Below are 25323 nucleotides of genomic sequence, written 5' to 3'. Positions count from 1 at the left end.
CTGGCCGGATTGGCAACCTGAGGAGTAAGCACTAGAGTATGCGCGCGCAAAACGGGCTTGAGCCGTTCGCACATCGTTGTCGCGTTTATTACGAGGACACCGATGCGGGCGGCATCGTGTATTACGTTAATTACCTCAAGTTTATGGAACGGGCTCGAACCGAGCGGCTACGGGAACTGGGTTTTGCCCAATCTGTGCTTGCCGGAGAGGACCTGTTGTTCGTCGTGCATTCCAGCGAAGCGCGCTACTACGCGCCGGCGCGACTGGATGACGAACTGCTGGTAAGCGCTGATGTAATCGAATTGAACCGTGCCAGCCTGCGCTTCCGACAGCAGGTCAGGCGGGCCACGGATAATGTGCTGCTCTGCGAAGGGCAGTTTTTGGTGGCCTGCGTGCGCACCGACAGTTTGAAACCCCGGGCCCTTCCCGAAGACCTGCGTGCGGCCTTCGCCGACGCGGTCGGCCCGGGTACACACTCAAAGCAGGAGATAAAGCGTGGAAGCTAACGTCGTCGACCATTCCTCCATGTGGAGCCTGGTCAGCAATGCCAGCATCGTGGTGCAGTTGGTAATGTTGACCCTGGTGGCCGCATCGGTGACCTCATGGATCATGATCTTTCAGCGCAGCAACTTGCTGCGCGCCGGTCGACGCGCCCTGGAGAGCTTCGAAGAGCGCTTCTGGTCGGGTATCGACCTGTCCAAACTGTACCGTCAGGCTGGCAGCAACCCTGATCCGGATTCGGGCGTGGAGCAGATCTTCCGTGCCGGCTTCAAGGAATTCTCCCGTCTGCGTCAGCAGCCAGGTGTCGATCCTGAAGCCGTGATGGAAGGTGTCGCCCGTGCCATGCGCGTGGCCATCTCGCGCGAAGAAGAGAAACTCGAGCAGAGCCTGCCGTTCCTCGCCACCGTCGGTTCGGTCAGCCCGTACATCGGTCTGTTCGGCACCGTGTGGGGGATCATGAACTCCTTCCGTGGTCTGGCCAGCGCCCAGCAAGCGACGCTCGCCACCGTTGCTCCGGGTATCGCCGAAGCCCTGATCGCCACCGCGATCGGCCTGTTCGCTGCGATCCCGGCGGTCATCGCTTACAACCGTTTTGCTGCGCGCAGCGAAACCTTGCTGGGCCGCTACTACACCTTCGCCGATGAATTCCAGGCGATCCTGCACCGCAAAGTGCACACCAGCGAAGAATAAGCAGGTATTTCCCGATGGCTTTAATCGCTCGAGCTCGCAAAAAGCGCAAGCCGGTCGCCGAGATGAACGTGGTGCCCTACATCGACGTGATGTTGGTGCTGCTGGTCATCTTCATGGTGACCGCGCCGATGCTCAATCAGGGCGTGAAAGTTGATCTGCCCAAGGTTTCCAGCGAAGCCTTGCCGCAGGACAACAACACTCAGGTCCTGACCATTTCGATCAAGGCTGACAAGACCTACTACTGGAACCTTGGCAGCGAAGTCGACACCGAGAAGCAACAGGACAGGGCCATGACCCTGCCACAGATGACTGACGCGGTGACCAAGATCATCCGCGCCGGCACCGAGGGCGGCAAACGCACTCAGGTGTTCATTCGTGGCGACAAGACTGTCGACTACGGCGCCGTCATGGGTGCCATGGGCGGGTTGCAGAAAGCCGGGGTCGGTAACGTTGGTCTGATTACCGAGGCCCCCTGATGCAGCAACAGCGAGAGCCGTCCGCCTCGGAAAGCTACTTCTGGCCTAGTGTTCTGGCAATCGTCCTGCACGTGCTGGTGTTCGGCATGCTGTTCGTCAGTTTTGCCTTCACGCCCGAACTGCCGCCGGCCAAGCCGATCGTCCAGGCGACTCTGTACCAGCTGAAATCGAAAAGTCAGGCGACCACCCAGACCAATCAGAAGATTGCGGGTGAGGCGAAGAAATCCGCCGCGCGCCAGACCGAAGTCGAACAGATGGAGCAGAAAAAGATCGAGCAGGAAGCGGTGAAGGCGGCGGAACAAAAGAAAGAGGAAGCGGCTCAAAAGGCCGAGGAAGCCAAGAAGGCCGACGAGGCGAAAAAAGCCGACGAGGCGAAAAAGGCTGATGAAGCCAAGAAAGCCGACGACGCGAAGAAAGCCGAAGCGAAAAAGGCCGAAGAGAAACAATTGGCTGATATAGCCAAGAAGAAGGCCGAAGACGAAGCGAAAAAGGCTGCTGAGGAAGAGGCGAAGAAGGCCGCTGCCGAAGAAGCCAAGAAGAAGATCGTCGAAGACGCGAAGAAGAAAGCCGCAGAAGACGCCAAGAAGAAAGCTGAAGCTGAAGAGGCGAAGAAGAAAGTCGCCGAAGACGCGAAGAAGAAAGCTGCTGCCGATGCTGCGAAGAAGAAAGCGCAGGAAGCGGCACGCAAATCCGCCGAAGACAAAAAGGCCCAGGCCCTGGCAGATCTGCTTTCCGACACGCCGCAGCGTCAGCAGGCCCTGGCAGATGAGCAGGGTGACGAAGTTGCCGGCAGTTTCGATGACCTGATTCGCGCTCGTGCAGCGGAAGGCTGGGCTCGTCCTCCTTCGGCGCGCAAAGGCATGACGGTCGTGCTGCAAATCGGCATGTTGCCGGACGGCACGGTGACTTCGGTCAGCGTCGCCAAGTCCAGTGGTGACGGTCCGTTCGATGCATCGGCAGTCGCGGCAGTGAAGAATATTGGACGTTTGACAGAAATGCAGGGAATGAAGCCGAGCGATTTCGCTCCGTATCGTTCATTCAAGATGACATTCACACCTGAGGATCTAGCCTTGTGAGAAACCTTCTTCGAGGAATGCTGGTCGTGATCTGCTGCATGGCAGGGATCGCGACGGCAGATGAAAAGAACATTCTGGTCACCAGCGGCAGCGATCGGGCCACCCCGATCGCCGTCGTACCGTTCGGCATGCAGGGCGGCGCCGTGCTGCCTGATGACATGGCTGAAATCATTGGCAACGATTTGCGCAACTCGGGCTATTACTCGCCGATTCCGAAAGCCAACATGATTAGCCAGCCAAGCCAGCCGAGCGAAATCATCTTCCGTGACTGGAAGGCGGTGGGTGCTCAGTACATGATGGTCGGCAGCATCGCTCCAGCGGGCGGTCGTCTGCAGGTGCAGTGGGCACTGTTCAACGTCGCCACCGAGCAGAAAGTGGCGGACGGCAGTGTTTCCGGTACGACCGACCAGATCCGTGACATGGCGCACTTCATTTCCGATCAGTCGTTCCAGAAGCTGACCGGCATTGAGGGTGCCTTCTCGACGCGCCTGCTGTACGTGACGGCCGAGCGTTTTTCCGAGAAGAACACGCGTTACACCCTGCAACGTTCCGACTATGACGGTGCCCGCGCAGTGACTCTGCTGCAATCGCGCGAGCCGATCCTGTCGCCGCGTTTTGCACCGGATGGCAAGCGTATCGCCTACGTGTCGTTCGAGCAGAAGCGTCCGCGTATCTTCATGCAGAACATCGACACCGGTCGCCGTGAGCAGATCACCAACTTCGAAGGCCTCAATGGCGCGCCAGCCTGGTCGCCGGATGGCAATCGCCTGGCGTTCGTTCTGTCGAAAGACGGTAACCCGGACATCTACGTGATGAACCTCGGTTCGCGCCAGATCAGCCGCGTAACCAATGGTCAGGGCATCAATACCGAACCGTTCTGGGGCAAGGATGGCTCGACCATCTATTTCACCTCGGACCGTGGCGGCAAGCCGCAAATCTATAAAACCAGCGTCGGTGGCGGTGGTGCCGAGCGTGTGACGTTCGTGGGCAACTACAACGCCAACCCGAAACTTTCGGCTGATGAAAAGACTTTGGTGATGATTCATCGTCAGGATGGCTTCACCAATTTCAAGGTGGCAGCTCAGGATCTGCAGCGAGGTAGTGTAAAGATCCTCACTGATAGCACTCTGGACGAGTCACCTACTGTTGCGCCCAACGGCACCATGGTAATCTACGCCACCCGCCAACAGGGCCGGGGAGTCTTGATGCTCGTGTCCATTAATGGACGCGTGAGGCTCCCGCTTCCTACCGCTCAAGGCGAAGTCAGAGAACCGTCCTGGTCCCCTTACCTGAAGTGAGCGGGCGCTACACGTTTTACTTAACACACTGGGGTTCATTAGGAGTTTCACGATGGAAATGCTGAAGTTTGGTAAATTTGCTGCGCTGGCTCTGGCCATGGCTGTAGCTGTAGGTTGCTCGTCCAAAGGCGGCGACAACGCCGGTGAAGGCGCTGTTGATCCAAACGCTGGTTACGGCGCAAACACCGGTGCCGTTGACGGTTCCCTGAGCGAAGAAGCTGCTCTGCGCGCAATCACCACCTTCTACTTCGAATACGACAGCTCGGACCTGAAGCCAGAAGCCATGCGCGCTCTGGACGTTCACGCCAAAGACCTGAAAGCAAACGGCGCTCGCGTTGTTCTGGAAGGCAACACCGACGAACGTGGTACTCGTGAGTACAACATGGCACTGGGCGAGCGTCGTGCGAAAGCCGTTCAGCGCTACCTGGTACTGCAAGGTGTTTCCCCAGCTCAGCTGGAACTGGTTTCCTACGGCGAAGAGCGTCCAGTTGCTACCGGCAACGACGAGCAGTCCTGGGCCCAGAACCGTCGCGTCGAACTGCGTAAGTAATTCGATATGCGAACGTGCCGTCGTGCTGTAACTGTTCTGGCTCTCAGCCTCGCGCCGCTTGCGGCGTGGGCTGCGGTTCCTGTGGTCGATGACAACTCCGGTTATAACAATAGCGGGAGCAGTTATCCGCCTGCGGGTTACGGTACGAACGGCGCCTATGCCGGGGGAGCGGCTTCGGCCCCTGCCTCGGCACAAGGCATGCTGTTCAACCAATTGCAACAGATGCAGGATCAGATCTCGCGCCAACAGGGCGTGATCGAAGAACTGCAGAATCAGGTTTCGCGCATGAAGCAGGAATCCCTGGAGCGATACCAGGATCTTGATCGGCGCATAGGATCCGGCGTTGCACCAGCCGCGACTCCCGAGAATTCTTCTGCCGGTGGCGATGCAAGTGCTGCTGCCGGTGCTGCCGCAGGCGCGGGTGCTGCTGCGGCAGCCCAGGCCCCTGCTGCGGGTAGCGAACCGGCTGATCCGGCCAAGGAAAAGCTGTATTACGATGCCGCTTTCGACCTGATCAAAGCCAAGGATTTCGACAAGGCCAGCCAGGCCTTCGCCGCTTTCCTGCGCAAATACCCCAACAGCCAGTACGCGGGCAACGCCCAGTACTGGTTGGGCGAAGTGAACCTGGCCAAGGGTGATCTGCAAGGTGCAGGTCAGGCCTTTGCCAAGGTTTCGCAGCTGTATCCCAAGCACAACAAAGTGCCGGATTCGCTGTACAAGCTGGCTGACGTAGAACGCCGCCTCGGTCATACCGACAAGGTCAAAGGCATTCTGCAGCAGGTGGTGTCCCAATATCCGGGCACTTCCGCCGCGCAGCTGGCCCAGCGTGATTTGCAGCGCATGTAAGCCTGTTCATCCGTGTTTTGAAGAAACCCGCGCTTGTCGCGGGTTTTTTCGTTAGAATTCACGCCCTTTTTCTGAAACACGCTTCTTGTGGTCTACGCGTTGGCGGGATTGCCTGAAGTGCCTGACGGAGGCGGACAGCCTGTTTAGCTGTTACGCCCGTGGCGACTATGCAAGACACATTGAGAATCACCGAAGTTTTCTACTCGTTGCAGGGGGAAACTCGGACTGCCGGGCTGCCCACGGTTTTCGTGCGCCTGACCGGTTGCCCGTTGCGTTGCCAATACTGCGACAGCGCTTATGCGTTCAGCGGCGGCACCGTCCGCACCCTCGACGACATCGTTGAGCAAGTGGCCGGATATCGTCCGCGCTACGTCTGTGTCACCGGCGGTGAGCCGTTGGCTCAGCCGAACGCCATTCCTTTGCTTGAACGGTTGTGTGGTGCCGGTTACGAGGTGTCGCTGGAAACCAGCGGCGCCCTCGACGTGTCCGCCGTCGATCCGCGTGTCAGTCGCGTCGTCGACCTGAAAACGCCGGGCTCGAAAGAAGCCCATCGCAACCGTTACGAGAACATCGAACTGCTGACCCGCAACGATCAGGTGAAATTTGTCATCTGCTCGCGGGAAGACTATGACTGGGCGGTATCGAAACTGATCCAGTACGGGCTTGATAGACGTGCGGGTGAAGTGCTTTTCTCCCCAAGTCATCATGACCTCAATGCCAGGGATCTGGCGGATTGGGTGGTGGCAGATAACCTGCCAGTGCGGCTGCAACTGCAGTTGCATAAATATCTATGGAATGATGAGCCGGGGCGCTGAGATGATTGAACAACCGAACACTACCGAAAAACGTGCCGTTATCCTGCTTTCGGGCGGCCTCGACTCGGCCACCGTGGTGGCGATGGCACGCGCCGAAGGCTACGCCTGCTACACCATGAGCTTCGATTACGGCCAGCGCTCCCATGCTGAATTGCATGCCGCCGCCCGCGTTGCTCGCGATCTGGGAGTGGTCGAGCACAAGGTCATCGGATTGAACCTCAATGGCATGGGCGGCTCGGCGCTGACTGACACCAGCATCGATATTCCGGAAGAGCTGGGCGAAGGCATTCCGGTGACTTACGTGCCGGCGCGCAACACGGTGTTTCTGTCGTTGGCATTGGGTTGGGCCGAAGTGCTCGGCGCGCGCGACATCTTCATCGGCGTCAATGCAGTGGATTATTCCGGCTACCCGGATTGCCGTCCCGAGTTCATCGAGTCGTTCGAGCGCATGGCCAATCTGGCCACCAAAGCGGGCGTGGAAGGCAATGGCTTCCGCATTCAGGCGCCACTGCAAAACCTGAGCAAGGCGCAGATCGTCCAGGCTGGCGTGAAGCTGGGCGTGGATTATGGCCTGACGGTTTCCTGCTATCAGGCAGACGATGACGGCCGCGCCTGCGGCAAATGTGACAGCTGCCGCCTGCGTGCTGAAGGCTTCGCGGCGGCGGGTGTGAGCGATCCAACTCCTTATTTTTGATCTTTTTCAAAAAAGGTGTTGAATAGTCCTTAAAAATCAGTATTATACGCGCCACCACACAGCGGGTCGTTAGCTCAGTTGGTAGAGCAGTTGGCTTTTAACCAATTGGTCGTAGGTTCGAATCCCACACGACCCACCATATTTGGCGGTTTAGAAAATCCGGAAGGCCCACGAAAGTGAGGATTTCCGGGTTTTTTTTTGCCTGCAATTCGGGCGTTCGATGTTTCAGTGCGACCCGACCTGATACAGGTCAGAATCATCTTTTGTCTCAACGGGATATTCTGTAGCCTTGCGCAGCTTCAACGCTGTCCCGTGCCTGATGATACTCACTCTCCCGGCGGTACCCTCTAGCGGTCCGGAGCCGGGTGTATACTCGACTTTCGCGCGAATGCGCCTGCAGGTCTTGCGAACATGACGCAGATTTCCGAACGCCTTCTGGTTCAAGCCCACCTCGACGCCAAACAGCCCAAACCGCTGACGGCAGAAGAGGAGGCTTATTACCGTTCCGCCATCGCCGCCGAGCTCAAGGCTCAGGACGCGGTGCTGGTTGCCCACTTTTATTGCGATCCGGTGATTCAGGCCCTGGCCGAAGAGACCGGCGGCTGTGTATCCGATTCCCTGGAAATGGCCCGCTTCGGCAACGCCCATCCGGCCAAGACCGTGGTGGTCGCCGGCGTGAAATTCATGGGCGAGACGGCAAAGATTCTCAACCCGGAAAAGCGAGTGCTGATGCCGACCCTGGAGGCGACGTGCTCGCTGGACCTGGGATGCCCGGTCGATGAGTTCTCGGCGTTTTGTGATCAGCATCCAGAGCGCACCGTGGTGGTGTATGCCAATACTTCCGCCGCCGTGAAGGCTCGGGCCGACTGGGTGGTGACTTCGAGCTGTGCACTGGAGATCGTCGAAAGCCTGATGGACAACGGCGAGACGATCATCTGGGGCCCGGACAAGCATCTGGGCACCTACATTCAGCGCAAGACCGGCGCCGACATGCTGCTGTGGGACGGTGCTTGCATCGTCCATGAAGAATTCAAGTCCAAGCAGCTCGAAGACATGAAGGCGCTGTACCCGGACGCGGCGATTCTGGTGCATCCCGAGTCGCCGACTTCGGTGATCGAACTGGCGGACGCCGTCGGTTCCACCAGCCAGTTGATCGCTGCCGCGCAAAGCCTGCCGAACAAGACCCTGATCGTCGCCACCGACCGTGGCATCTTCTACAAGATGCAGCAGCTGTGCCCGGACAAGGTCTTCATCGAAGCGCCTACCGCCGGTAACGGCGCGGCTTGCCGCAGTTGCGCACATTGCCCGTGGATGGCCATGAACACCCTTGAGCGCACGCTCAAGAGCTTGAAGGAAGGCACCAACGAGATCTTTGTCGATCCGGCGCTGATTCCCCAAGCGATCCGCCCATTGAAGCGCATGCTCGACTTCACCCAGGCAGCGCGGATGAAATTGGCCGGCAACGCCTGAGAGAACCCCTTGTATGAGTGAGCCCTGTGGTGAGGGGATTTATCCCCGTTGGGTGGCGAAGCCGCCCTAAATCAAACACCGCGGCATATCAGGGATACCGCGTGGGCTCCTTTACGACTACTACGCAGCCGGACGGGGATAAATCCCCTCACCACAGGCCGACTCTTGAGCATGGAAATTATTTGCTCTTCTTCGGGATCCGCACCACACGCGTATCCGAATAGATGTCGTGCCAGGTGCGTTTCTGCTTGTCGAACAGCGACCAGAAGAACCCCAGCCCGATACACAACCACGACGCGATCGACACCATAAAGCGCAGCAGCGCCTGCCACAGGCTGATCGCTGTGCCGTTGGCGTTCTGCACGCGGATCCCCCACACCTGCATGCCCAGTGTCTGCCCGCCGTGGGTCCAGAACTTGGCGAAGAAGCCGAACAATACCAACAGCAGCACCGTGGAGTAGAGCGGATCACCATCCAGCTGGCCGGCGTCGGTCATCACTCGCAGACGCTCTTCGCCAATGATCGCCGCCTGGATCAACTTATAGATGAATCCGGTGACGATCAGCAGGGCGGTGCACAGCAGGAAGTCGTAGAACATTGCCGCCAGACGACGACCGAGAGCAACGGGAGGAAAGTCCCCTTGCGGCGTGAGCAGGTGTTTCGACATGGCAGCCTCAAGGCGTGAATGGAAGCGCCATTTTACGGATTAGCGCGCACAAAAAAGCCCCTGATATCAATATCAGGGGCTTTTTCGTATCAGAAGATCAGGCTTCTGCTTGTACTTCGTCAGCCTGCATGCCTTTCTGGCCTTGCACAGCAACGAAAGTCACTTTCTGGCCTTCTTTCAGGCTTTTGAAGCCGTTGCCCTGAATGGCGCGGAAATGTACGAACAGATCCGGACCGCTTTCTGGAGTGATAAAACCAAAACCTTTCTCGTCGTTAAACCACTTGACGGTACCGCTCTGACGTGTGGACATTTCTTATTTCCTTTGACGCATAAATTGATGACAGCCCCTTTCACATGAAAGAGTACTGGAGCTGGTTGCAAGGAGTAAGAAGACGTCGAGCGGGATGTAGCTAACTTGTAGGCTACTGCCCAGGTCACGATTCCAAGCTGACCCATGCAAACACAGTGGACAAACTCTACGCCAACTACGGGAGAAAAAACAAGCCCTGCGGAGGCCCCGGTTTTACTGCTCTTCGCGGCAATTAGTCAGTTCACTAGAGCAGTCTTAGACGATTGTCTGGTTCAGTTTTTTGCAGTCGTTATAAGCAACGTTCATATTCGAAACAGATGATAAAAAACGCACTGTTTTATGGCGATTGCGTTACACATTAGTGCACGCATAACGCAATCGCGTTACTTATAGAAACAGTCGATCAACCGCGATAGTAGCGTTGTGGAACAAATGGCATTTTGCTTACAAGCATTTGCACCTTTTTCCCACGGACGATGGCCCACACAGGTGTATCGAGCGTGACGTAGGCGCTGTCGAGGTAACCCATCGCTAATGGCCCGCCCAAGGTTGGACCAAAGCCGCCGCTGCAGACGCTGCCGATGATCTCGCCGGCCTCGTTGACGATCTCTGCGCCTTCACGCACCGGGGTACGCTCCTGTGGCAGCAGGCCGACGCGTTTGCGTGCGACGCCGTTCTGTTGTTGCGCGAAGATCTGCTCGGCGCCCGGGAAACCGCCGGCCCGTGCGCCGTCGGCGCGGCGTGGCTTGGAGATCGCCCAAAGCAGGCTGGCTTCGATCGGCGTGGTTTCGGTGTTCATGTCATGGCCGTACAGGCACAGGCCGGCTTCCAGACGCAGCGAATCACGGGCGCCGAGGCCGATGGCCTGGACCTCTGGTTCGGCGAGCAGGGCGCGGGCGAGTTTTTCCGCTTCGGCGGCCGGTACAGAGATTTCGAAACCGTCTTCACCGGTGTAGCCCGAACGGCTGACAAAGCAGTCCACGCCCAGCAACGACACACGGTTGAACTGCATGAAGGTCATCTTCGTCACGTCCGGCGCAAGACGCGCCAGCACCGTGACGGCTGCCGGACCTTGCAGGGCGAGCAGGGCGCGCTCTTCGAACAGCGCCGTAATGGTGCACTGATCGCCGATGTGTTTTTGCAGATGCGCGAGATCCTGATCCTTGCACGCGGCGTTGACCACCAGGAACAACTCGTCATCGCCCAGATTGGCAACCATCAGGTCGTCGAGGATGCCGCCGCTTTCGTTGGTGAACATCGCATAACGCTGCATGCCCACCGGCAGGTCGATGATGTCCACCGGCACCAGGGTTTCCAGGGCTTTGGCCGCATTGGCACCGGTCAGACGAATCTGGCCCATGTGCGAGACGTCGAACAGCCCGGCTTGCTCACGGGTGTGCTGATGTTCTTTCATCACTCCGAGCGGGTATTGCACGGGCATGTCGTAGCCGGCGAACGGCACCATGCGCGCGCCGAGTTCGAGGTGCAGTGCGTGCAGCGGGGTTTTCGAGAGTTGTTCGGTGGACATGCGTGGCTCCTTTGAATTTGGGTTGCGGGTGAGAGGCAAGATCAAGAGCCCCTCACCCCAGCCCTCTCCCGGAGGGAGAGGGAGCTAGTTACGTTTGGCTGAGTTCGTAATCAGCATTCGATAATGTTGACCGCCAGGCCGCCGCGGGCGGTTTCCTTGTATTTGCTTTTCATGTCGGCGCCGGTCTGGCGCATGGTGCGAATGACTTTGTCGAGGGAGACGAAATGCTGGCCGTCGCCACGCATGGCCATGCGCACGGCATTGATGGCTTTCACCGAACCCATCGCATTGCGCTCGATGCACGGGACTTGTACCAGGCCGCCGATCGGGTCGCAGGTCAGGCCGAGGTTGTGTTCCATGCCGATTTCCGCGGCGTTTTCGACTTGTTGCACGCTGCCGCCGAGCACTTCGCACAGAGCGCCGGCCGCCATTGAACAGGCCACACCGACCTCACCCTGACAACCGACTTCGGCGCCGGAGATCGAAGCGTTTTCCTTGTAAAGAATGCCGATTGCGGCAGCGGTCAGCAGAAATCGCACGACACCGTCGTCATTCGCCCCGGGGATAAAACGCATGTAGTAATGCAGCACCGCCGGAATGATCCCCGCCGCGCCATTGGTGGGCGCAGTGACCACGCGTCCGCCGTTGGCGTTTTCTTCGTTGACCGCCAGTGCATAAAGATTGACCCAGTCGAGCACCGACAGCGGATCGCGCAGGGCCGATTCCGGGTTCTTGCACAATTGCCGATGCAGCACCGCCGCCCGGCGTTTGACCTTCAAACCGCCCGGCAAGATACCTTCGTTACGACAGCCAGCAGCGACGCAGTCCTGCATCACTTGCCAGATTTTCAGCAGGCCGGCACGGGTTTCGGCTTCCGGGCGCCAGGCGCTTTCATTGGTGAGCATCACCTGGCTGATCGACAGCCCGTACGTAGCGCAATGGCCAAGCAAATCCTTGGCGCTTTTGAAGGGGAAGGTCAGTGGCGTGGCGTCTTCGACGATGCGATCGGCACCGGCTGCATCTTCATCGACAACAAAACCACCGCCAACCGAGTAGTACTCGCGACTGCGGATCTGAATCCCCGCCGCATCGAAGGCGCGAAAGATCATGCCGTTGGGGTGATAGGCCAACGGTTTGCGGATCATTGCCAGATGTTCTTTCTCGTTGAACGCAATGCAGTGTTCGCCGAGCAGGTTCAAGCGGCCGTTGCCGCGAATTTCCTGCAGGCGCGCGGCGACGGTTTCGGTGTCGACTGTGTCCGGGTGCTCGCCTTCAAGGCCGAGCAGCACGGCTTTATCGCTGCCGTGACCTTTGCCGGTAGCACCGAGCGAACCGTACAGCTCGACACGCACGCTGGCGGTGCTGGTCAGCAGGTTTTCACGGCGTAGACCCTCGGCAAAGCGCGCAGCAGCGCGCATCGGGCCGACGGTGTGGGAACTGGAGGGACCGATGCCAATCTTGAACAGGTCGAACACGCTTAACGACATGAGTGGTTCTCCGGTTTCTTGTTATGGGGATTGGCGCAGTTTTTGAGATCGGTGCAGATCCCTTGTGGGAGCGAGCCTGCTCGCGAAAGCGTCGGATCAGCCACCATTTACGTTGACTGAAATGGCGCCTTCGCGAGCAGGCTCGCTCCCACAGGGGGATCTAGGGTATTGCTGAAATCGGGGCCGATATTCAGCCCCTCATTCCATTAAGCGTAGCTTTCGATCGACGGGCAGGCACAGACCAGGTTGCGATCGCCGAAGACGTTGTCGACACGGCCGACCGGCGGCCAGTATTTGCCTTCGATCAGCGACGCGACCGGATAAACGGCTTGCTCGCGGCTGTACGGGTGGGTCCATTCGCCGACCAGTTCCGCTGCGGTGTGCGGGGCGTTTTTCAGTGGGTTGTCTTCCTTGTCCAGGGTGCCGTTTTCCACTGCGCGGATTTCCTCGCGGATGCGGATCATGGCGTCGCAGAAGCGGTCCAGTTCTTCCTTGGATTCGCTTTCGGTCGGCTCGATCATCAATGTGCCGGCGACCGGGAACGACATGGTCGGCGCATGGAAGCCGAAGTCGATCAGGCGCTTGGCGACGTCATCGACGCTGATGCCGCTGCTGTCTTTGAGCGGACGCAGATCGAGGATGCACTCGTGCGCCACCAGGCCGTTGCTGCCGGTGTACAGCACTGGGTAATGCTCTTCGAGGCGACGGGAAATGTAGTTGGCGTTGAGGATCGCCAGTTGCGAAGCGCGCTTCAGACCGGCACCACCCATCATGCGGATGTACATCCAGGTAATCGGCAGAATGCTCGCGCTGCCGAACGGTGCCGCGCAGACCGCGCCTTCCTTGCGTTCCATCTGGCCGTGGCCCGGCAGGAACGGGGTCAGGTGCGATTTGACGCCGATCGGACCGACGCCCGGGCCGCCACCGCCGTGCGGGATGCAGAAGGTTTTGTGCAGGTTCAGGTGCGAAACGTCGCCGCCGAACTTGCCCGGTGCGCAGAGGCCGACCATGGCGTTCATGTTGGCGCCGTCGATGTACACCTGGCCGCCGTTGTCGTGAATGATCGCGCAGATCTCGCGAATGCCTTCTTCGAACACGCCGTGGGTCGACGGGTAGGTGATCATCAGCGCGGCGAGGTGTTCGCGGTGCTCGATGGCTTTGGCGCGCAGGTCTTCAATGTCGACGTTGCCACGGGCATCGCACGCGGTGACGACCACACGCATACCAGCCATTTGCGCGGTGGCCGGGTTGGTGCCGTGGGCCGACGACGGGATCAGGCAGATGTCGCGGCGCTCATCGCCACGGCTCTGGTGGTAGGCGCGGATCGCCAGGAGACCTGCGTATTCGCCTTGCGAACCAGCGTTCGGTTGCAGCGAGATCGAGTCGTAACCGGTGGCGGCGCAGAGCATCGCTTCCAGCTCATCGGTCAGTTGCTGGTAACCGGCGCTTTGTGCGGCCGGGGCGAACGGGTGCAGTGCACCGAATTCGGCCCAGGTCACCGGGATCATTTCACTGGCGGCGTTGAGTTTCATGGTGCACGAGCCCAGCGGGATCATCGTGCGATCCAGCGCCAGGTCTTTGTCCGCCAGTTTGCGCAGGTAGCGCATCAGCTCGGTTTCCGAGTGGTAACGGTTGAACACCGGGTGGCTGAGGATCGGCGACTGGCGCACCAGCGCAGCAGGGATGGTGCTCTGCACCGAGGCGGCCAGCGCAGCGAAGTCCGGCAGGGTCTTGCCGTCGGCGAACAGGCCCCACAGGGTTTCGATATCAGCCTGAGTGGTGGTTTCGTCGACCGACAGGCCCAGACGTTCGGCGTCGATCACGCGCAAATTGATCTGCTCAGCATGCGCCTTGTCGTGCAGCGCGGCGGTGTGCGCGCCGGTGGCGATGGTCAGGGTGTCGAAGAAACTGGCTTGTTCGACTTGAGCGCCCAGCGCGGTCAGGCCCTTGGCCAGAATCGCGGTCAGGTGATGCACGCGGTTGGCGATCTGCGTCAGGCCTTTCGGGCCGTGGTAGACGGCGTACATGCTGGCGATGTTGGCCAGCAGCACTTGGGCGGTACAGATGTTCGAGGTGGCCTTTTCACGGCGGATGTGCTGCTCGCGGGTCTGCATCGCCAGACGCAGGGCCGGCTTGCCGAAACGGTCAACCGAGACACCGACCAGACGGCCGGGCATGTCGCGCTTGAACGCATCTTTGGTGGAGAAGTAAGCGGCGTGCGGGCCACCGAAGCCCAGCGGCACGCCGAAGCGTTGCGCCGAACCGATGGCGACGTCGGCACCGAATTCGCCCGGTGCGGTGAGCAGGGTCAGGGCGAGCAGGTCAGCGGCCACGGCCACCAGAGCGTTGGCGGCGTGGAAGCGCTCGGTCAGTTCGCGGTAGTCGAACACATCACCGTTGCTCGCCGGGTATTGCAGCAGCGCGCCGAAGAACGGCGTGACGTCAGTCAGTTCGCGCTCATCGCCCACGACCACGTCAATACCGAGCGGCTCGGCACGGGTGCGCAGCACGTCGAGGGTCTGTGGATGGCTGTGGATCGAGGCGAAGAACTGGTGGCTGCCCTTGTTCTTGCTCAGGCGTTTGCAGAAGGTCATGGCTTCGGCAGCGGCGGTGGCTTCGTCGAGCAGCGAGGCGTTGGCGATCGGCAGGCCGGTGAGGTCGCTGATCATGGTCTGGAAGTTCAGCAGCGCTTCGAGACGGCCCTGGGAAATTTCTGGCTGGTATGGGGTGTAAGCGGTGTACCAGGCCGGATTTTCCAGCAGGTTGCGCAGGATCGGCGACGGCGTGTGGCAGTTGTAGTAGCCCTGGCCGATGTAGGTCTTGAACAGCTGATTCTTGCCGGCGATGGATTTGATCATCGCCAGGGCGTCGGCCTCGCTGAGGCCGTCGTCCATGCCGAGCACGCTGGTGCCCTTGATGCTTTCCGGGATGACGCTGGCGCTCAGCGCTTCGAGGGAATCGAAGCCGAGGCTGTTGAGCATGGCTTGCTCGTCACCGGCGCGCGGGCCGATGTGACGGGCGATGAATTCGTTGGCGGTGCCGAGATTGATGGCGGTCATGGCGTAATTCCTCAGGCTTCGGCTTGGGCTTTGATCAGGCGGTCATAGGCGTCCTGATCGAGCAGTTTGCCGACAGCGGCGGCGTCGCTTGGCTGGAAGCGGAAGAACCAGCCTTCGCCCAGCGGATCTTCGTTGACCAGCTCAGGAGCGTCTTGCAGCGCCGGGTTGACTTCCAGCACGTCGCCATCGAGCGGCATGTACACGCCGCTGGCGGCTTTCACCGATTCCACGGTGGCGGCTTCAGCGCCTTTTTCGTAAGCCTGCAGCTCAGGCAGTTGCACGAACACCACGTCGCCCAAGGCGTTCTGCGCGAATGCGGTGATGCCGACAGTGACACTGCCGTCGGCTTCGGTGCGCAGCCATTCGTGATCTTCAGTAAAACGCAACTCGCTCATGGAAACTCCTCAGGGGCCAGACTCGTCTGGTGGACGCGGTGGAAAGCTTGGGGCGGGGAAGCCCTTTATAGATGAGGAGGCAGGTAGCAAGAATGCGGCCAAGGTTGATTTATCTATATAAATCAATGGCTTGGATTTTTTAGGTGGGTGTCGGCAGGTTGCGCCTGTAGCGAAATCGCTACAGCTTGGGGCGAGGAGAAAAGCTTAATCGGATCAAAGCGTTGCGCAGCGCTGGTCACAGGCGGGTGTAGCGATATCGTTCCGCTGTAGCGCTTTCGGTACAGATAGAGGTCGTTTTTGAACGGATTTTGAATCCGCCATAAAACCTTGTGGGAGCGAGCCTGCAATAGGGATGCGTGGTGAGTCAGGGTTTATTGGGAATGCCGTATTTGCGCAGGCGATGGGCGATGGCGGTGTGCGAGGTTTGCAAGCGGCTCGCCAGTTGCCGGGTCGAGGGATAGCTGACGTAAAGCTTTTCCAGCAGCGCCCTTTCGAACGATTCGACCGCTTGTTCGAGACTTTCCACCTCAGTGTCGGTCTGGCGCGCGACGGAGGTGCCGGCGATGTCGAGGTCGCCGATATCGACCAGGCTGCTCTCGCAAATCGCTGCCGCGCGGAAAATCACGTTCTGCAGTTGCCGCACGTTGCCCGGCCAGCGATTGCCGAGCAGCGCCGGATAAGTCCCCGGCGCCAGACGACAGACCGGGCGTTGGATCTGCGCACAGGCCTGCTGCATGAAGTAGCGCGCCAGCAGCAGGATGTCCTGACCGCGTTCACGCAGCGGCGGCACTTCGACGTTTAGCACATTGAGGCGATAGAACAGGTCTTCGCGGAACAAGCCTTCGCTGACCATTTTTTCCAGATCGCGGTGGGTCGCGCTGAGGATGCGCACATTGACCTTCACTTCACGATCACCGCCCACCCGACGAAAGCTGCCATCGTTGAGAAAGCGCAGCAGTTTGGCCTGCAAGTACGGCGACATCTCGCCGATCTCATCGAGAAACACCGTGCCCTGGTTGGCCAGTTCCATCAGCCCCGGTTTACCGCCACGCGCCGCACCAGTGAAGGCGCCGGGGGCATAGCCGAACAGTTCGCTCTCGGCGAGGTTTTCCGGCAGCGCCGCGCAGTTGAGGGCGAGAAACGGAGCGCTGTGCCGCGCACTGATGGCATGGCAAGCGCGGGCGACGAGTTCTTTACCGGTACCGGTTTCGCCTTGAATCAACAACGGTGCATCAAGGGCGGCGACGCGTTGCGCGCGGGCCTTGAGTGTGCGGATCGCCGGAGACTCGCCGAGCAGCGCGTCGAAGCCTTCGGCGTGATCGTGGTGCAGTGCCGAGAGTTGTTCGCCGATGCGGTTCGGTTGATACAGGGTCAGCAGGGCGCCGGCGTCGGTGATCGGCGTGGCGTCGAGCAGCAGGGTCTGGCCGTTGACGGTGATCTCGCGCAGCGGCAGGCGAAAGCCGTTTTCCAGCAGGGTATCGAGCAGGCCCGGATCGTTGAACAGCGCCGAGACACTTTCACCGGCCGGTTCGCGACCGTACAGGGCAATCAACGCCGGGTTGGCCAACAGCACCTTGCCGGCGCTGTCGAGGGCCAGCACCGGGTCGGTCATCGCCGCGAGCAGGGCATCTAGCTGCAAGTGCCGGCGCTGGCCGGGGAGGATATCGACCACGGTCACCGCTTCCACGCCGAGCACGCGAAACAGCGCATCTTTCAGTTCTTCGAGCACTTGCGGGCTGAGGGTCGGCGCGTCGATGTAGACGTTCGGCGGGATCATCTCCACCGCATCCAGATTGAGATTGCGCCCACCGAGGATAGCCAGGACTTCCTGGGTGATGCCGACGCGGTCGATGAAGCTGACGTGGATACGCATGGGGGCGGTTCAGTGATCTGCAGAGCGGAGGGGGGCAAGTATGCCTTAAATCAAAAGCCCCCTCACCCCAGCCCTCTCCCGGAGGGAGAGGGAGCCGACCGAGGTGTCTGGGGTTATGCATCGACCTGAAAGTACCGGGCGATTATGGATTCAGTGATGCAGGATCAGGTCGACGCAATGCTGCAGCATCCCCCAATCGGTTCCCTCTCCCTCCGGGAGAGGGCTAGGGTGAGGGGCTTTTGATTTTTATTCGAAATGCTCGAGGTTCACCGGATCCCCCGACTGCATATTCAACTTCTGCCGAATGTCTTCAAACATCAGATCGTAATGCTTGTGCACCGAGCCGATCTGGCTGTGGGTCTTGGGTATGCCGTACTTCTCGGCGATCCGCGTGACATCGCGGGCGAAGTTGTAGGCCTCTTCCTTGGGCAGGAAAAACGCCTCCTTCATGTCCTTGCCCTGCATGCTGCCGTGCAGGGTGAACTGAATCCCCTTGCCTTTCTGCGGATCGGTGAACACTTCATAGTCCAGATGCACGTTGTAATTGACGTCATCGTCGGTCAACGCGTGCCGCTCGATGTGCAGATGACCGGGTTCGAACTGGGCCATTGAGCTACTCCTTTCAAGGCATGGAAGCGGAGCAGGTCTTGAGCCTGCCCCGGCGTTTATTGTTATCGGTAGCTGATCCCCGGCTTCGCCGTGCTGACCCGCGTACCGGCGGTGCCCTGGACGATGGCTTCGATATCGGCCAGCGAACCGATCACCGCGACCTTGCCAGTATGGCGCGCGAATTCGCAGGCTGCCTGCACCTTCGGTCCCATGGAACCGGCGGCGAAACCAAGGCGTTCGAGTTCGTCCGGGTGGGCTTCGGCGATGGCTTTCTGCGTCGGCTTGCCGTAATCGATGAACGCTGCGTTGACGTCAGTGGCGATCACCAGCAGATCGGCTTCCAGTTGCTCGGCGAGCAACGACGAGCACAGGTCCTTGTCGATCACCGCCTCGATACCCTTGAGGTTACGGTTTTCGTCATACATGGTCGGAATGCCGCCGCCACCAGCGCAAATGACGATGCTGCCCTTGTCCAGCAGCCACTTGATCGGGCGGATTTCGAAGATGCGCTTCGGCCGTGGACTGGCTACGACGCGGCGGAATTTGTCGCCATCCGGGGCAATTGCCCAGCCTTTCTCGGCGGCGAGTTTTTCCGCTTCGGCTTTCTCGTAGACCGGGCCGATCGGCTTGCTCGGCTTCTTGAAAGCCGGGTCGTTGGCATCGACTTCAACCTGGGTCAGCAGGGTGGCGAACGGCACTTCGAAGTCGAGCAGGTTGCCCAGTTCCTGTTCGATGATGTAGCCGATCATGCCTTCGGTTTCGGCACCGAGCACGTCCAGCGGGTATGGGGTGACAGAGGTGTAGGCCGCCGCTTGCAGCGACAGCAGGCCGACTTGCGGGCCATTGCCGTGGGCGATGACCAGTTGGTTGCCGGGATGGATCTTGGCGATTTGCTCGGTGGCGATGCGGATGTTGGCGCGCTGGTTGTCAGCGGTCATCGGCTCACCACGGCGGAGCAGGGCGTTACCGCCCAGGGCTACGACGATACGCATGGTGCAATCCTTCTAAGCAGAGGAATGACAAACGATTCGATCTCCCTGCTGGAACCGATATCCCTGTGGGAGCGAGCCTGCTCGCGAACGCGTCAGATCAGTCGACATCGCTGTTGAATGACCCACCGCTTTCGCGAGCAGGCTCGCTCCCACATTGGGTTTCCGGTTCCTTCAGTGGGAGCGCTGTGGCGTCAGAGATCAGCCAGGGTCGAGACCAGAATCGCCTTGATCGTGTGCATGCGGTTTTCCGCTTGCTCGAAGGCGATGCAGGCCGGCGACTCGAACACGTCGTCGGTCACTTCAATACCGTTTTTCAGGTGCGGATATTGTTCGGCGATCTGTTTGCCGACCTTGGTGTCGCTGTTGTGGAACGCCGGCAGGCAGTGCATGAACTTGGTACGCGGGTTGCCGGTGGCCTTCATCAGCTCGGCGTTGACCTGATACGGCAGCAGTTGCTGAATGCGCTCGGCCCAGGCTTCCACCGGTTCACCCATCGATACCCAGACATCGGTGTGAATGAAGTCCACGCCCTTGACCGCTTCTTTCGGATCTTCGGTGAGGGTGATGCGTGCGCCACTTTCCTCACCGTATTTTTTGCAGCGCGCCACCAGATCGTCCAGCGGCCACAGTGCTTTTGGCGCGCAGATGCGCACGTCCATGCCCAGTTTGGCGCCGATCAGCAGCAGCGAGTTGCCCATGTTGTTGCGCGCGTCGCCCAGGTAGGCGTAGCTGATTTCATGGATCGGCTTGTCGGCGTGCTCACGCATGGTCAGCACGTCGGCGATCATCTGGGTCGGGTGATATTCATCGGTCAGGCCGTTGAACACCGGCACGCCGGCGAACTTGGCCAGCTCCTCGACGATTTCCTGTTTGAAGCCACGGTACTCGATGGCGTCGTACATGCGCCCGAGCACGCGGGCGGTGTCCTTCATGCTTTCCTTGTGGCCGATTTGCGACGAGTTCGGGTCGATGTAAGTGACGTTGGCGCCTTGGTCATAGGCCGCCACTTCGAAGGCGCAACGGGTGCGGGTCGAAGTTTTCTCGAAGATCAGGGCGATGTTATTGCCCTTCAGGTGTTGTTGCTCGGTGCCGGTGTATTTCGCGCGTTTCAGATCACGGGACAGGTCGAGCAGGTAACGCAGCTCACGTGGGGTGTGGTGTTCCAGGCTGAGCAGGTTACGGTTGTGAATGTTAAAAGCCATGATGGATCTCCTTGGGTTTCGGTTATCCCCTTGGCCGCGCTCGATAAGTCGCGGCGAAGGCTCAAAGATTAGTAGTCGATCGGGTCGCGGATGATCGGGCAGGTCATGCAGTGGCCGCCGCCACGGCCTCGGCCGAGTTCGCCGGCGCTGATGGTGATGACCTCCACGCCAGCCTTGCGCAGCAGAGTGTTGGTGTAGGTGTTGCGGTCGTAGCCGATGACCACGCCTGGTTCCATTGCCACCACGTTGTTGCCGTCGTCCCATTGCTCGCGTTCGGCGGCGAAGCTGTTGCCGCCGGTTTCCACCACGCGCAGTTTCGGCAGGTTCAGCGCCGCAGCGACGGTGTCGAGGAAGCTGCCTTCTTCGCGGCGGATGTCGATGCCACCCTGTTTGCTTTCGTCAGGACGCAGGGTGAAGGCGACGATCTGGTTGACCACTTCCGGGAAGATCGTCACCAGGTCGCGGTCGCAGAAGCTGAACACGGTGTCCAGGTGCATTGCTGCGCGGGACTTCGGCAGGCCGGCGACGATGACTTTTTCCACCGCTTTGTTGTTGAACAGGTTCAGCGCCAGTTGGCCGATGGCCTGCCGCGATGAGCGCTCGCCCATGCCGATCAGCACCACGCCGTTGCCGATCGGCATGACGTCGCCGCCCTCGAGGGTGGAGTTGCCGTGGTCCTTGTCCGGGTCGCCGTACCAGATCTCGAATTCGGCGTTGGTGAATTGCGGATGGAATTTATAGATGGCGGTGGTCAGCAGGGTTTCCTGACGGCGCGCCGGCCAGTACATCGGGTTCAGCGTCACGCCACCGTAGATCCAGCAGGTGGTATCGCGGGTGAACTGGGTGTTGGGCAGCGGCGGCAGGATGAAGCTGGAGTGGCCGAGGAAGTCGCGGAACATCTGGATGGTCTTGCCACCGAAGCTGTCCGGCAGATCATCGGCCGACACGCCGCCAATCAGGAATTCGGCGATGTGCCGTGGCTCGAGGCTTTTCAGCCAGGATTTCACTTCGCTGATCAGGCCCAGGCCCACCGAGTCGGCAGTGACTTTGCGCTCAAGAATCCAGTCCAGCGCTTCGGGGATGGCAACGATGTCGGTCAGCAGGTTGTGCATTTCCACCACGTCGATGCCGCGCTCGCGCATCTTGGTGACGAAGTCGAAGTGATCGCGCTTGGCCTGCGCCACCCACAGCACGTCATCGAACAGCAGTTCATCGCAGTTGTTCGGGGTCAGCCGCTGATGGGCCAGACCTGGGGAGCAAACCATGACTTTACGCAGTTTCCCGGCTTCGGAGTGGACGCCGTACTTCACTTTTTCCGTGGTCATTTCTGTGTTCCTCCAGATGACAATTCAATCAGGGGTTACAGCGTCAGGAAGCCATCGTAGAGACCGTAGGCCGCCACCACGGCACCCACGACCACTGCGGCGAAAATCAGCTTCTCGACGTTGGTGAAAACCGGTTGTTTGAGTTCCAGCTTGGCCTTGGCGAACAGGATCGCGCCGGGCGCGTAGAGCAGGGCCGACAGCAGCAGGTACTTGACCCCGCCGGCGTACAACAACCACACCGCATAGATCAGGGCGATACCGCCGATGATCAGATCCTTGCGCCGCTCGGCGGCAAAGCCTTCGTAGCTCTCGCCGCGCACCGCCAGCAGCAGGGCATAGGCCGCCGACCACAGGTAGGGCACCAGAATCATCGAGGTGGCGAGGTAGATCAGCGACAGGTAAGTGCTGGCCGAGAACAGGGTGATGATCAGGAACACCTGCACCATCGCGTTGGTCAGCCACAGGGCGTTGACCGGCACATGGTTGGCGTTTTCCTTGCGCAGAAACTCCGGCATGGTGTGGTCTTTGGCGGCGGCGAACATGATCTCCGCACACAGCAGCACCCACGACAGCAGCGCACCGAGCAGCGAGATGATCAAGCCGACGCTGATCAGCACCGCCCCCCAGTGACCGACCACATGCTCAAGCACGGCGGCCATCGACGGGTTCTGCAGTTTCGCCAGTTCCGGCTGGGTCATGATGCCCAGCGACAGCACGTTCACCAGCACCAGAAACAGCAGCACGGTGATGAAGCCGATCACGGTGGCCTTGCCGACATCCGAGCGTTTCTCGGCGCGGGCGGAGAAGATGCTCGCGCCTTCGATACCGATGAACACCCAGACGGTGACCAGCATCATGTTGCGCACCTGGTTCATCACACTGCCCAGATCGGGGTTTTTCACGCCCCAGATGTCGGCGGTGAAGATGTCCAGTCTGAACGCGAAGACTGCGATCAACACGAACAGCAGCAGCGGCACGACCTTGGCGACGGTGGTCACCAGGTTGATGAACGCCGCTTCCTTGATCCCGCGCAACACCAGAAAATGCACGCCCCACAGCAGCAAGGACGCGCCGATCACCGCCGCCGGGGTATTGCCTTCGCCGAAGATCGGAAAGAAATAGCCGAGGGTGCTGAACAGCAGAACGAAGTAACCGACGTTGCCCAGCCAGGCGCTGATCCAGTAGCCCCAGGCCGATGAGAAACCCATGTAGTCGCCGAATCCGGCCTTGGCGTAGGCGTAGACCCCGCCGTCCAGGTCAGGCTTGCGATTGGCGAGGGTTTGAAAAACAAATGCGAGGGTGAGCATGCCGACGGCGGTGATGGCCCAGCCGATCAGCACTGCACCGACGTCGGCGCTGGCGGCCATGTTTTGTGGCAACGAAAATATCCCGCCACCGATCATTGAACCGACTACCAGTGCAACCAGTGCACCGAGTCTTAGTTTTCCGGGCGCTTCAGACATTTGCATGACTCCATTGCAGGAAAGGAGAGCTCACAGCCTAGTACCGTTGTCTGTTCGAATAGCTGACTTGGATCAGTGCATGGCCACATTCCATTGTTAATGAATGACTTATCCACCCGTTGCGGGCATAGCACTGTGCTCTGGAAGGCCCGTCCCAGAGCCGTTTCGCTTACGCAATTGGGAATAGCAATTAATGCTTTCGAACTATGACGCTAGTTGCTTTTCCGCGTTTGGCAAATGTCCGTCATCTGTTTTCAGTACAGAATTGAATAATCAAGATTGGCGCACAAAACTGACTTAACGTGCTAAGCGTTATCGTGGTCGGCTATATATAACGGTGCGAAATTGGCCATTACCTGATAAACGTCATCTACCCTTAGGCTTTTAGTCGGCAGTTGTTACAAATAAACAACAACGGCTCTTTCAAGGAGATCTGCATGTCGCAACCGACGCAAAAGCTGCGCCTTGGTGCGTTGATCGCGCTGGTGGTGGGGTCGATGATCGGCGGGGGGATTTTCTCGTTGCCGCAAAACATGGCGGCGCGCGCCGATGCCGGGGCGATCCTGATCGGCTGGGGCATCACCGCGATCGGCATGCTGACGCTGGCCTTCGTCTTTCAGACCCTGGCCAATCGCAAACCGGAGCTGGACTCGGGCGTCTACGCCTACGCCAAGGCCGGGTTCGGCGACTACATGGGCTTTTCGTCGGCGTGGGGTTACTGGATCAGCGCCTGGCTGGGCAACGTCGGCTATTTTGTGTTGCTGTTCAGCACCCTCGGTTATTTCTTCCCGGTGTTCGGTCAGGGCAACACGCCGATCGCCATCGGCTGCGCTTCGGTGCTGTTGTGGGCGGTGCACTTTCTGGTGATGCGCGGGATCAAGGAGGCGGCGCTGATCAACCAACTGACCACCGTGGCTAAGGTCGTGCCGCTGATCATGTTCATCGTCATCGCTGCCGTGGCATTCAAGGCTGACATTTTCACCCGTGACATCTGGGGCCGCAGCAACCCGAACTTCGGCGGGGTGATGGACCAGGTGCGCAACATGATGCTGGTCACCGTGTTCGTGTTCATCGGCATCGAAGGCGCCAGCGTCTATTCGGCTCGCGCAGAAAAACGCAGCGACGTCGGCCGTGCCACGGTCATCGGTTTTATCGGCGTGCTGGCGCTGCTGGTGCTGGTCAACGTGCTGTCGCTGGGGATCATGAGTCAGCCGGAACTGGCCAATCTGCAAAACCCATCACTGGCAGCGGTGCTCGAACACATCGTCGGGCCGTGGGGTGCGTTGCTGATCAGCGTCGGGCTGGCGATTTCGCTGTTGGGCGCGTTGTTGTCATGGGCCTTGCTGTGCGCGGAAATCCTCTTCGCCACGGCCAAAGACAAAACCATGCCGGCGTTCCTGAAGAAGGAAAACAAGAACCACGTGCCGGTCAACGCGCTGTGGCTGACCAATGTGATGATCCAGATTTTCCTGCTGATCACATTGTTCTCGGCGGGCACTTACACCAGTCTGATTTACCTGGCCTCGTCGATGATTCTGGTGCCGTATTTGTGGTCGGCGGCCTACGCGGTGCTGCTCAGCGGGCGCGGCGAAACCTACGAACACGCCTCGGCGGAACGTACAAAGGATCTGCTGATCGGCGGCATCGCACTGGTTTACGCGGTGTGGCTGTTGTATGCCGGTGGGGTGAAGTATCTGCTGCTGTCGGCGCTGCTGTATGCGCCGGGGGTGATTCTGTTTGCCAAGGCCAAGCGTGAACAGGGGCAACCGGTTTTCACTACGGTGGAAAAGGGGATTTTTGCTTGCGTGGTGATCGGGGCGGGGCTGGCGGCGTATGGGTTGTATAGCGGGGTGTTGTCGTTGTGATCTGAAAAGCAGCCCCTCACCCTAGCCCTCTCCCAGAGGGAGAGGGGACCGACCGAGGTGTCTGGCGCTATACATCGACCTGAGCGATCGAGTTGATTATGGATTCGACGAAAATCTTTCACGTCGGCGTAA

23 protein-coding genes and 1 tRNA gene are annotated in these 25323 nt (G+C 59.6%); 12 read left to right on the top strand and 12 right to left on the bottom strand.

The annotated features are described in order from the left end of the window. The first annotated feature begins 38 nt into the window (after positions 1 to 38). From ybgC to nadA, 11 genes are all read left to right on the top strand, one after another. Positions 39 to 506 (top strand): tol-pal system-associated acyl-CoA thioesterase, encoded by a 468-nt coding sequence (gene ybgC / locus AC0Z5Z_RS24335; protein ID WP_252868155.1) that lies wholly within the window; start codon positions 39 to 41, stop codon positions 504 to 506. After that, entirely contained in the window at positions 496 to 1191 is a 696-nt protein-coding gene (tolQ, locus tag AC0Z5Z_RS24330) for a protein TolQ (protein WP_008080223.1), read from the top strand. Before ybgC ends, tolQ begins: the two co-directional genes overlap by 11 nt. A 23-nt stretch (positions 1192 to 1214) precedes the next feature. After that, positions 1215 to 1667 carry a protein TolR gene (gene tolR / locus AC0Z5Z_RS24325; protein ID WP_160767866.1) on the top strand — a complete coding sequence of 151 codons (453 nt, stop codon included), beginning with the start codon at positions 1215 to 1217 and terminating at the stop codon, positions 1665 to 1667. Continuing rightward, complete coding sequence (gene tolA / locus AC0Z5Z_RS24320; protein ID WP_016773505.1) at positions 1667 to 2743, top strand: cell envelope integrity protein TolA; 1077 nt, start codon at positions 1667 to 1669, stop codon at positions 2741 to 2743. Before tolR ends, tolA begins: the two co-directional genes overlap by 1 nt. A gap of 17 nt (positions 2744 to 2760) precedes the next feature. Then, complete coding sequence (gene tolB / locus AC0Z5Z_RS24315) at positions 2761 to 4041, top strand: Tol-Pal system beta propeller repeat protein TolB (protein WP_164488347.1); 1281 nt, start codon at positions 2761 to 2763, stop codon at positions 4039 to 4041. 52 nt (positions 4042 to 4093) lie between these two features. Continuing rightward, a complete protein-coding gene (gene pal, locus AC0Z5Z_RS24310; protein WP_003178634.1) occupies positions 4094 to 4591 on the top strand; it encodes a peptidoglycan-associated lipoprotein Pal in 498 nt (165 codons plus the stop codon). Positions 4592 to 4597: 6 nt separating this feature from the next. Continuing rightward, positions 4598 to 5437, top strand: coding sequence for a tol-pal system protein YbgF (ybgF, locus tag AC0Z5Z_RS24305; RefSeq protein ID WP_024014085.1), 840 nt, complete (start codon positions 4598 to 4600; stop codon positions 5435 to 5437). Positions 5438 to 5604: 167 nt separating this feature from the next. After that, the gene (gene queE / locus AC0Z5Z_RS24300) at positions 5605 to 6252 is read left to right on the top strand and encodes a 7-carboxy-7-deazaguanine synthase QueE (RefSeq protein WP_485611756.1); all 648 of its coding nucleotides are present in this window, start codon (positions 5605 to 5607) and stop codon (positions 6250 to 6252) included. A gap of 1 nt (position 6253) precedes the next feature. Continuing rightward, on the top strand, positions 6254 to 6946 hold the full coding sequence (gene queC / locus AC0Z5Z_RS24295; protein WP_056787919.1) for a 7-cyano-7-deazaguanine synthase QueC: 693 nt from the start codon (positions 6254 to 6256) through the stop codon (positions 6944 to 6946). 63 nt (positions 6947 to 7009) lie between these two features. Continuing rightward, positions 7010 to 7085 (top strand) — tRNA-Lys (locus tag AC0Z5Z_RS24290). Positions 7086 to 7357: 272 nt separating this feature from the next. Continuing rightward, positions 7358 to 8416: a quinolinate synthase NadA gene (nadA, locus tag AC0Z5Z_RS24285; RefSeq protein ID WP_016773509.1), complete on the top strand. Its 1059-nt coding sequence runs from the start codon at positions 7358 to 7360 to the stop codon at positions 8414 to 8416. A 178-nt stretch (positions 8417 to 8594) separates the two neighbouring features. Here nadA and AC0Z5Z_RS24280 read toward each other — a convergent pair whose 3' ends face one another. The 12 genes from AC0Z5Z_RS24280 to arcD (AC0Z5Z_RS24225) all read right to left on the bottom strand — a co-directional run bounded on the left by AC0Z5Z_RS24280 (position 8595) and on the right by arcD (AC0Z5Z_RS24225) (position 23326). Beyond that, positions 8595 to 9083: an RDD family protein gene (locus AC0Z5Z_RS24280; protein ID WP_016773510.1), complete on the bottom strand. Its 489-nt coding sequence runs from the start codon at positions 9081 to 9083 to the stop codon at positions 8595 to 8597. A gap of 97 nt (positions 9084 to 9180) precedes the next feature. Further along, positions 9181 to 9393: a cold-shock protein gene (locus AC0Z5Z_RS24275; protein WP_003227496.1), complete on the bottom strand. Its 213-nt coding sequence runs from the start codon at positions 9391 to 9393 to the stop codon at positions 9181 to 9183. A gap of 403 nt (positions 9394 to 9796) precedes the next feature. Further along, complete coding sequence (gene gcvT, locus AC0Z5Z_RS24270; RefSeq protein WP_236168321.1) at positions 9797 to 10921, bottom strand: glycine cleavage system aminomethyltransferase GcvT; 1125 nt, start codon at positions 10919 to 10921, stop codon at positions 9797 to 9799. Between the two features lie 110 nt (positions 10922 to 11031). Then, positions 11032 to 12408, bottom strand: coding sequence for an L-serine ammonia-lyase (locus tag AC0Z5Z_RS24265; RefSeq protein WP_485611755.1), 1377 nt, complete (start codon positions 12406 to 12408; stop codon positions 11032 to 11034). A 206-nt stretch (positions 12409 to 12614) separates the two neighbouring features. Next, positions 12615 to 15467, bottom strand: coding sequence for an aminomethyl-transferring glycine dehydrogenase (gene gcvP / locus AC0Z5Z_RS24260; RefSeq protein ID WP_485611754.1), 2853 nt, complete (start codon positions 15465 to 15467; stop codon positions 12615 to 12617). Between the two features lie 11 nt (positions 15468 to 15478). Then, positions 15479 to 15862, bottom strand: a complete 384-nt coding sequence (gene gcvH / locus AC0Z5Z_RS24255; protein WP_039758162.1) for a glycine cleavage system protein GcvH — start codon at positions 15860 to 15862, stop codon at positions 15479 to 15481. A 364-nt stretch (positions 15863 to 16226) separates the two neighbouring features. Further along, entirely contained in the window at positions 16227 to 17735 is a 1509-nt protein-coding gene (locus AC0Z5Z_RS24250; protein WP_095181474.1) for a sigma-54-dependent transcriptional regulator, read from the bottom strand. Between the two features lie 246 nt (positions 17736 to 17981). Continuing rightward, the gene (locus AC0Z5Z_RS24245; protein WP_041479784.1) at positions 17982 to 18344 is read right to left on the bottom strand and encodes a DUF5064 family protein; all 363 of its coding nucleotides are present in this window, start codon (positions 18342 to 18344) and stop codon (positions 17982 to 17984) included. A 62-nt stretch (positions 18345 to 18406) separates the two neighbouring features. After that, the gene (gene arcC, locus AC0Z5Z_RS24240) at positions 18407 to 19336 is read right to left on the bottom strand and encodes a carbamate kinase (RefSeq protein WP_056787936.1); all 930 of its coding nucleotides are present in this window, start codon (positions 19334 to 19336) and stop codon (positions 18407 to 18409) included. A gap of 191 nt (positions 19337 to 19527) precedes the next feature. Continuing rightward, positions 19528 to 20538 carry an ornithine carbamoyltransferase gene (locus AC0Z5Z_RS24235; RefSeq protein ID WP_041479782.1) on the bottom strand — a complete coding sequence of 337 codons (1011 nt, stop codon included), beginning with the start codon at positions 20536 to 20538 and terminating at the stop codon, positions 19528 to 19530. 68 nt (positions 20539 to 20606) lie between these two features. Then, the gene (gene arcA / locus AC0Z5Z_RS24230; protein WP_016773516.1) at positions 20607 to 21863 is read right to left on the bottom strand and encodes an arginine deiminase; all 1257 of its coding nucleotides are present in this window, start codon (positions 21861 to 21863) and stop codon (positions 20607 to 20609) included. Positions 21864 to 21898: 35 nt separating this feature from the next. Then, positions 21899 to 23326 carry an arginine-ornithine antiporter gene (arcD, locus tag AC0Z5Z_RS24225; protein WP_016773517.1) on the bottom strand — a complete coding sequence of 476 codons (1428 nt, stop codon included), beginning with the start codon at positions 23324 to 23326 and terminating at the stop codon, positions 21899 to 21901. A gap of 437 nt (positions 23327 to 23763) precedes the next feature. Here arcD (AC0Z5Z_RS24225) and arcD (AC0Z5Z_RS24220) point away from each other — a divergent pair, with 437 nt between their 5' ends. Next, a complete protein-coding gene (arcD, locus tag AC0Z5Z_RS24220) occupies positions 23764 to 25191 on the top strand; it encodes an arginine-ornithine antiporter (protein ID WP_056787938.1) in 1428 nt (475 codons plus the stop codon). The last annotated feature ends 132 nt before the right edge of the window (positions 25192 to 25323 follow it).

It is taken from the genome of Pseudomonas sp. 1L-E-NC-VB-C3, assembly GCF_057291535.1.
Note: the sequence above shows the minus strand (reverse complement) of the source record. Positions and strands in the feature narration are given on the sequence as shown.

Coding starts and splice junctions, on each gene's coding strand:
- ybgC (WP_252868155.1), top strand. CDS start 39: ATGCGCGCGCAAAACGGGCTTGAGCCGTTCGCACATCGTTGTCGCGTT.
- tolA (WP_016773505.1), top strand. CDS start 1,667: ATGCAGCAACAGCGAGAGCCGTCCGCCTCGGAAAGCTACTTCTGGCCT.
- tolB (WP_164488347.1), top strand. CDS start 2,761: ATGCTGGTCGTGATCTGCTGCATGGCAGGGATCGCGACGGCAGATGAA.
- pal (WP_003178634.1), top strand. CDS start 4,094: ATGGAAATGCTGAAGTTTGGTAAATTTGCTGCGCTGGCTCTGGCCATG.
- ybgF (WP_024014085.1), top strand. CDS start 4,598: ATGCGAACGTGCCGTCGTGCTGTAACTGTTCTGGCTCTCAGCCTCGCG.
- queE (WP_485611756.1), top strand. CDS start 5,605: ATGCAAGACACATTGAGAATCACCGAAGTTTTCTACTCGTTGCAGGGG.
- queC (WP_056787919.1), top strand. CDS start 6,254: ATGATTGAACAACCGAACACTACCGAAAAACGTGCCGTTATCCTGCTT.
- nadA (WP_016773509.1), top strand. CDS start 7,358: ATGACGCAGATTTCCGAACGCCTTCTGGTTCAAGCCCACCTCGACGCC.
- AC0Z5Z_RS24280 (WP_016773510.1), bottom strand. CDS start 9,083: ATGTCGAAACACCTGCTCACGCCGCAAGGGGACTTTCCTCCCGTTGCT.
- AC0Z5Z_RS24275 (WP_003227496.1), bottom strand. CDS start 9,393: ATGTCCACACGTCAGAGCGGTACCGTCAAGTGGTTTAACGACGAGAAA.
- gcvT (WP_236168321.1), bottom strand. CDS start 10,921: ATGTCCACCGAACAACTCTCGAAAACCCCGCTGCACGCACTGCACCTC.
- AC0Z5Z_RS24265 (WP_485611755.1), bottom strand. CDS start 12,408: ATGTCGTTAAGCGTGTTCGACCTGTTCAAGATTGGCATCGGTCCCTCC.
- gcvP (WP_485611754.1), bottom strand. CDS start 15,467: ATGACCGCCATCAATCTCGGCACCGCCAACGAATTCATCGCCCGTCAC.
- gcvH (WP_039758162.1), bottom strand. CDS start 15,862: ATGAGCGAGTTGCGTTTTACTGAAGATCACGAATGGCTGCGCACCGAA.
- AC0Z5Z_RS24250 (WP_095181474.1), bottom strand. CDS start 17,735: ATGCGTATCCACGTCAGCTTCATCGACCGCGTCGGCATCACCCAGGAA.
- AC0Z5Z_RS24245 (WP_041479784.1), bottom strand. CDS start 18,344: ATGGCCCAGTTCGAACCCGGTCATCTGCACATCGAGCGGCACGCGTTG.
- arcC (WP_056787936.1), bottom strand. CDS start 19,336: ATGCGTATCGTCGTAGCCCTGGGCGGTAACGCCCTGCTCCGCCGTGGT.
- AC0Z5Z_RS24235 (WP_041479782.1), bottom strand. CDS start 20,538: ATGGCTTTTAACATTCACAACCGTAACCTGCTCAGCCTGGAACACCAC.
- arcA (WP_016773516.1), bottom strand. CDS start 21,863: ATGACCACGGAAAAAGTGAAGTACGGCGTCCACTCCGAAGCCGGGAAA.
- arcD (WP_016773517.1), bottom strand. CDS start 23,326: ATGTCTGAAGCGCCCGGAAAACTAAGACTCGGTGCACTGGTTGCACTG.
- arcD (WP_056787938.1), top strand. CDS start 23,764: ATGTCGCAACCGACGCAAAAGCTGCGCCTTGGTGCGTTGATCGCGCTG.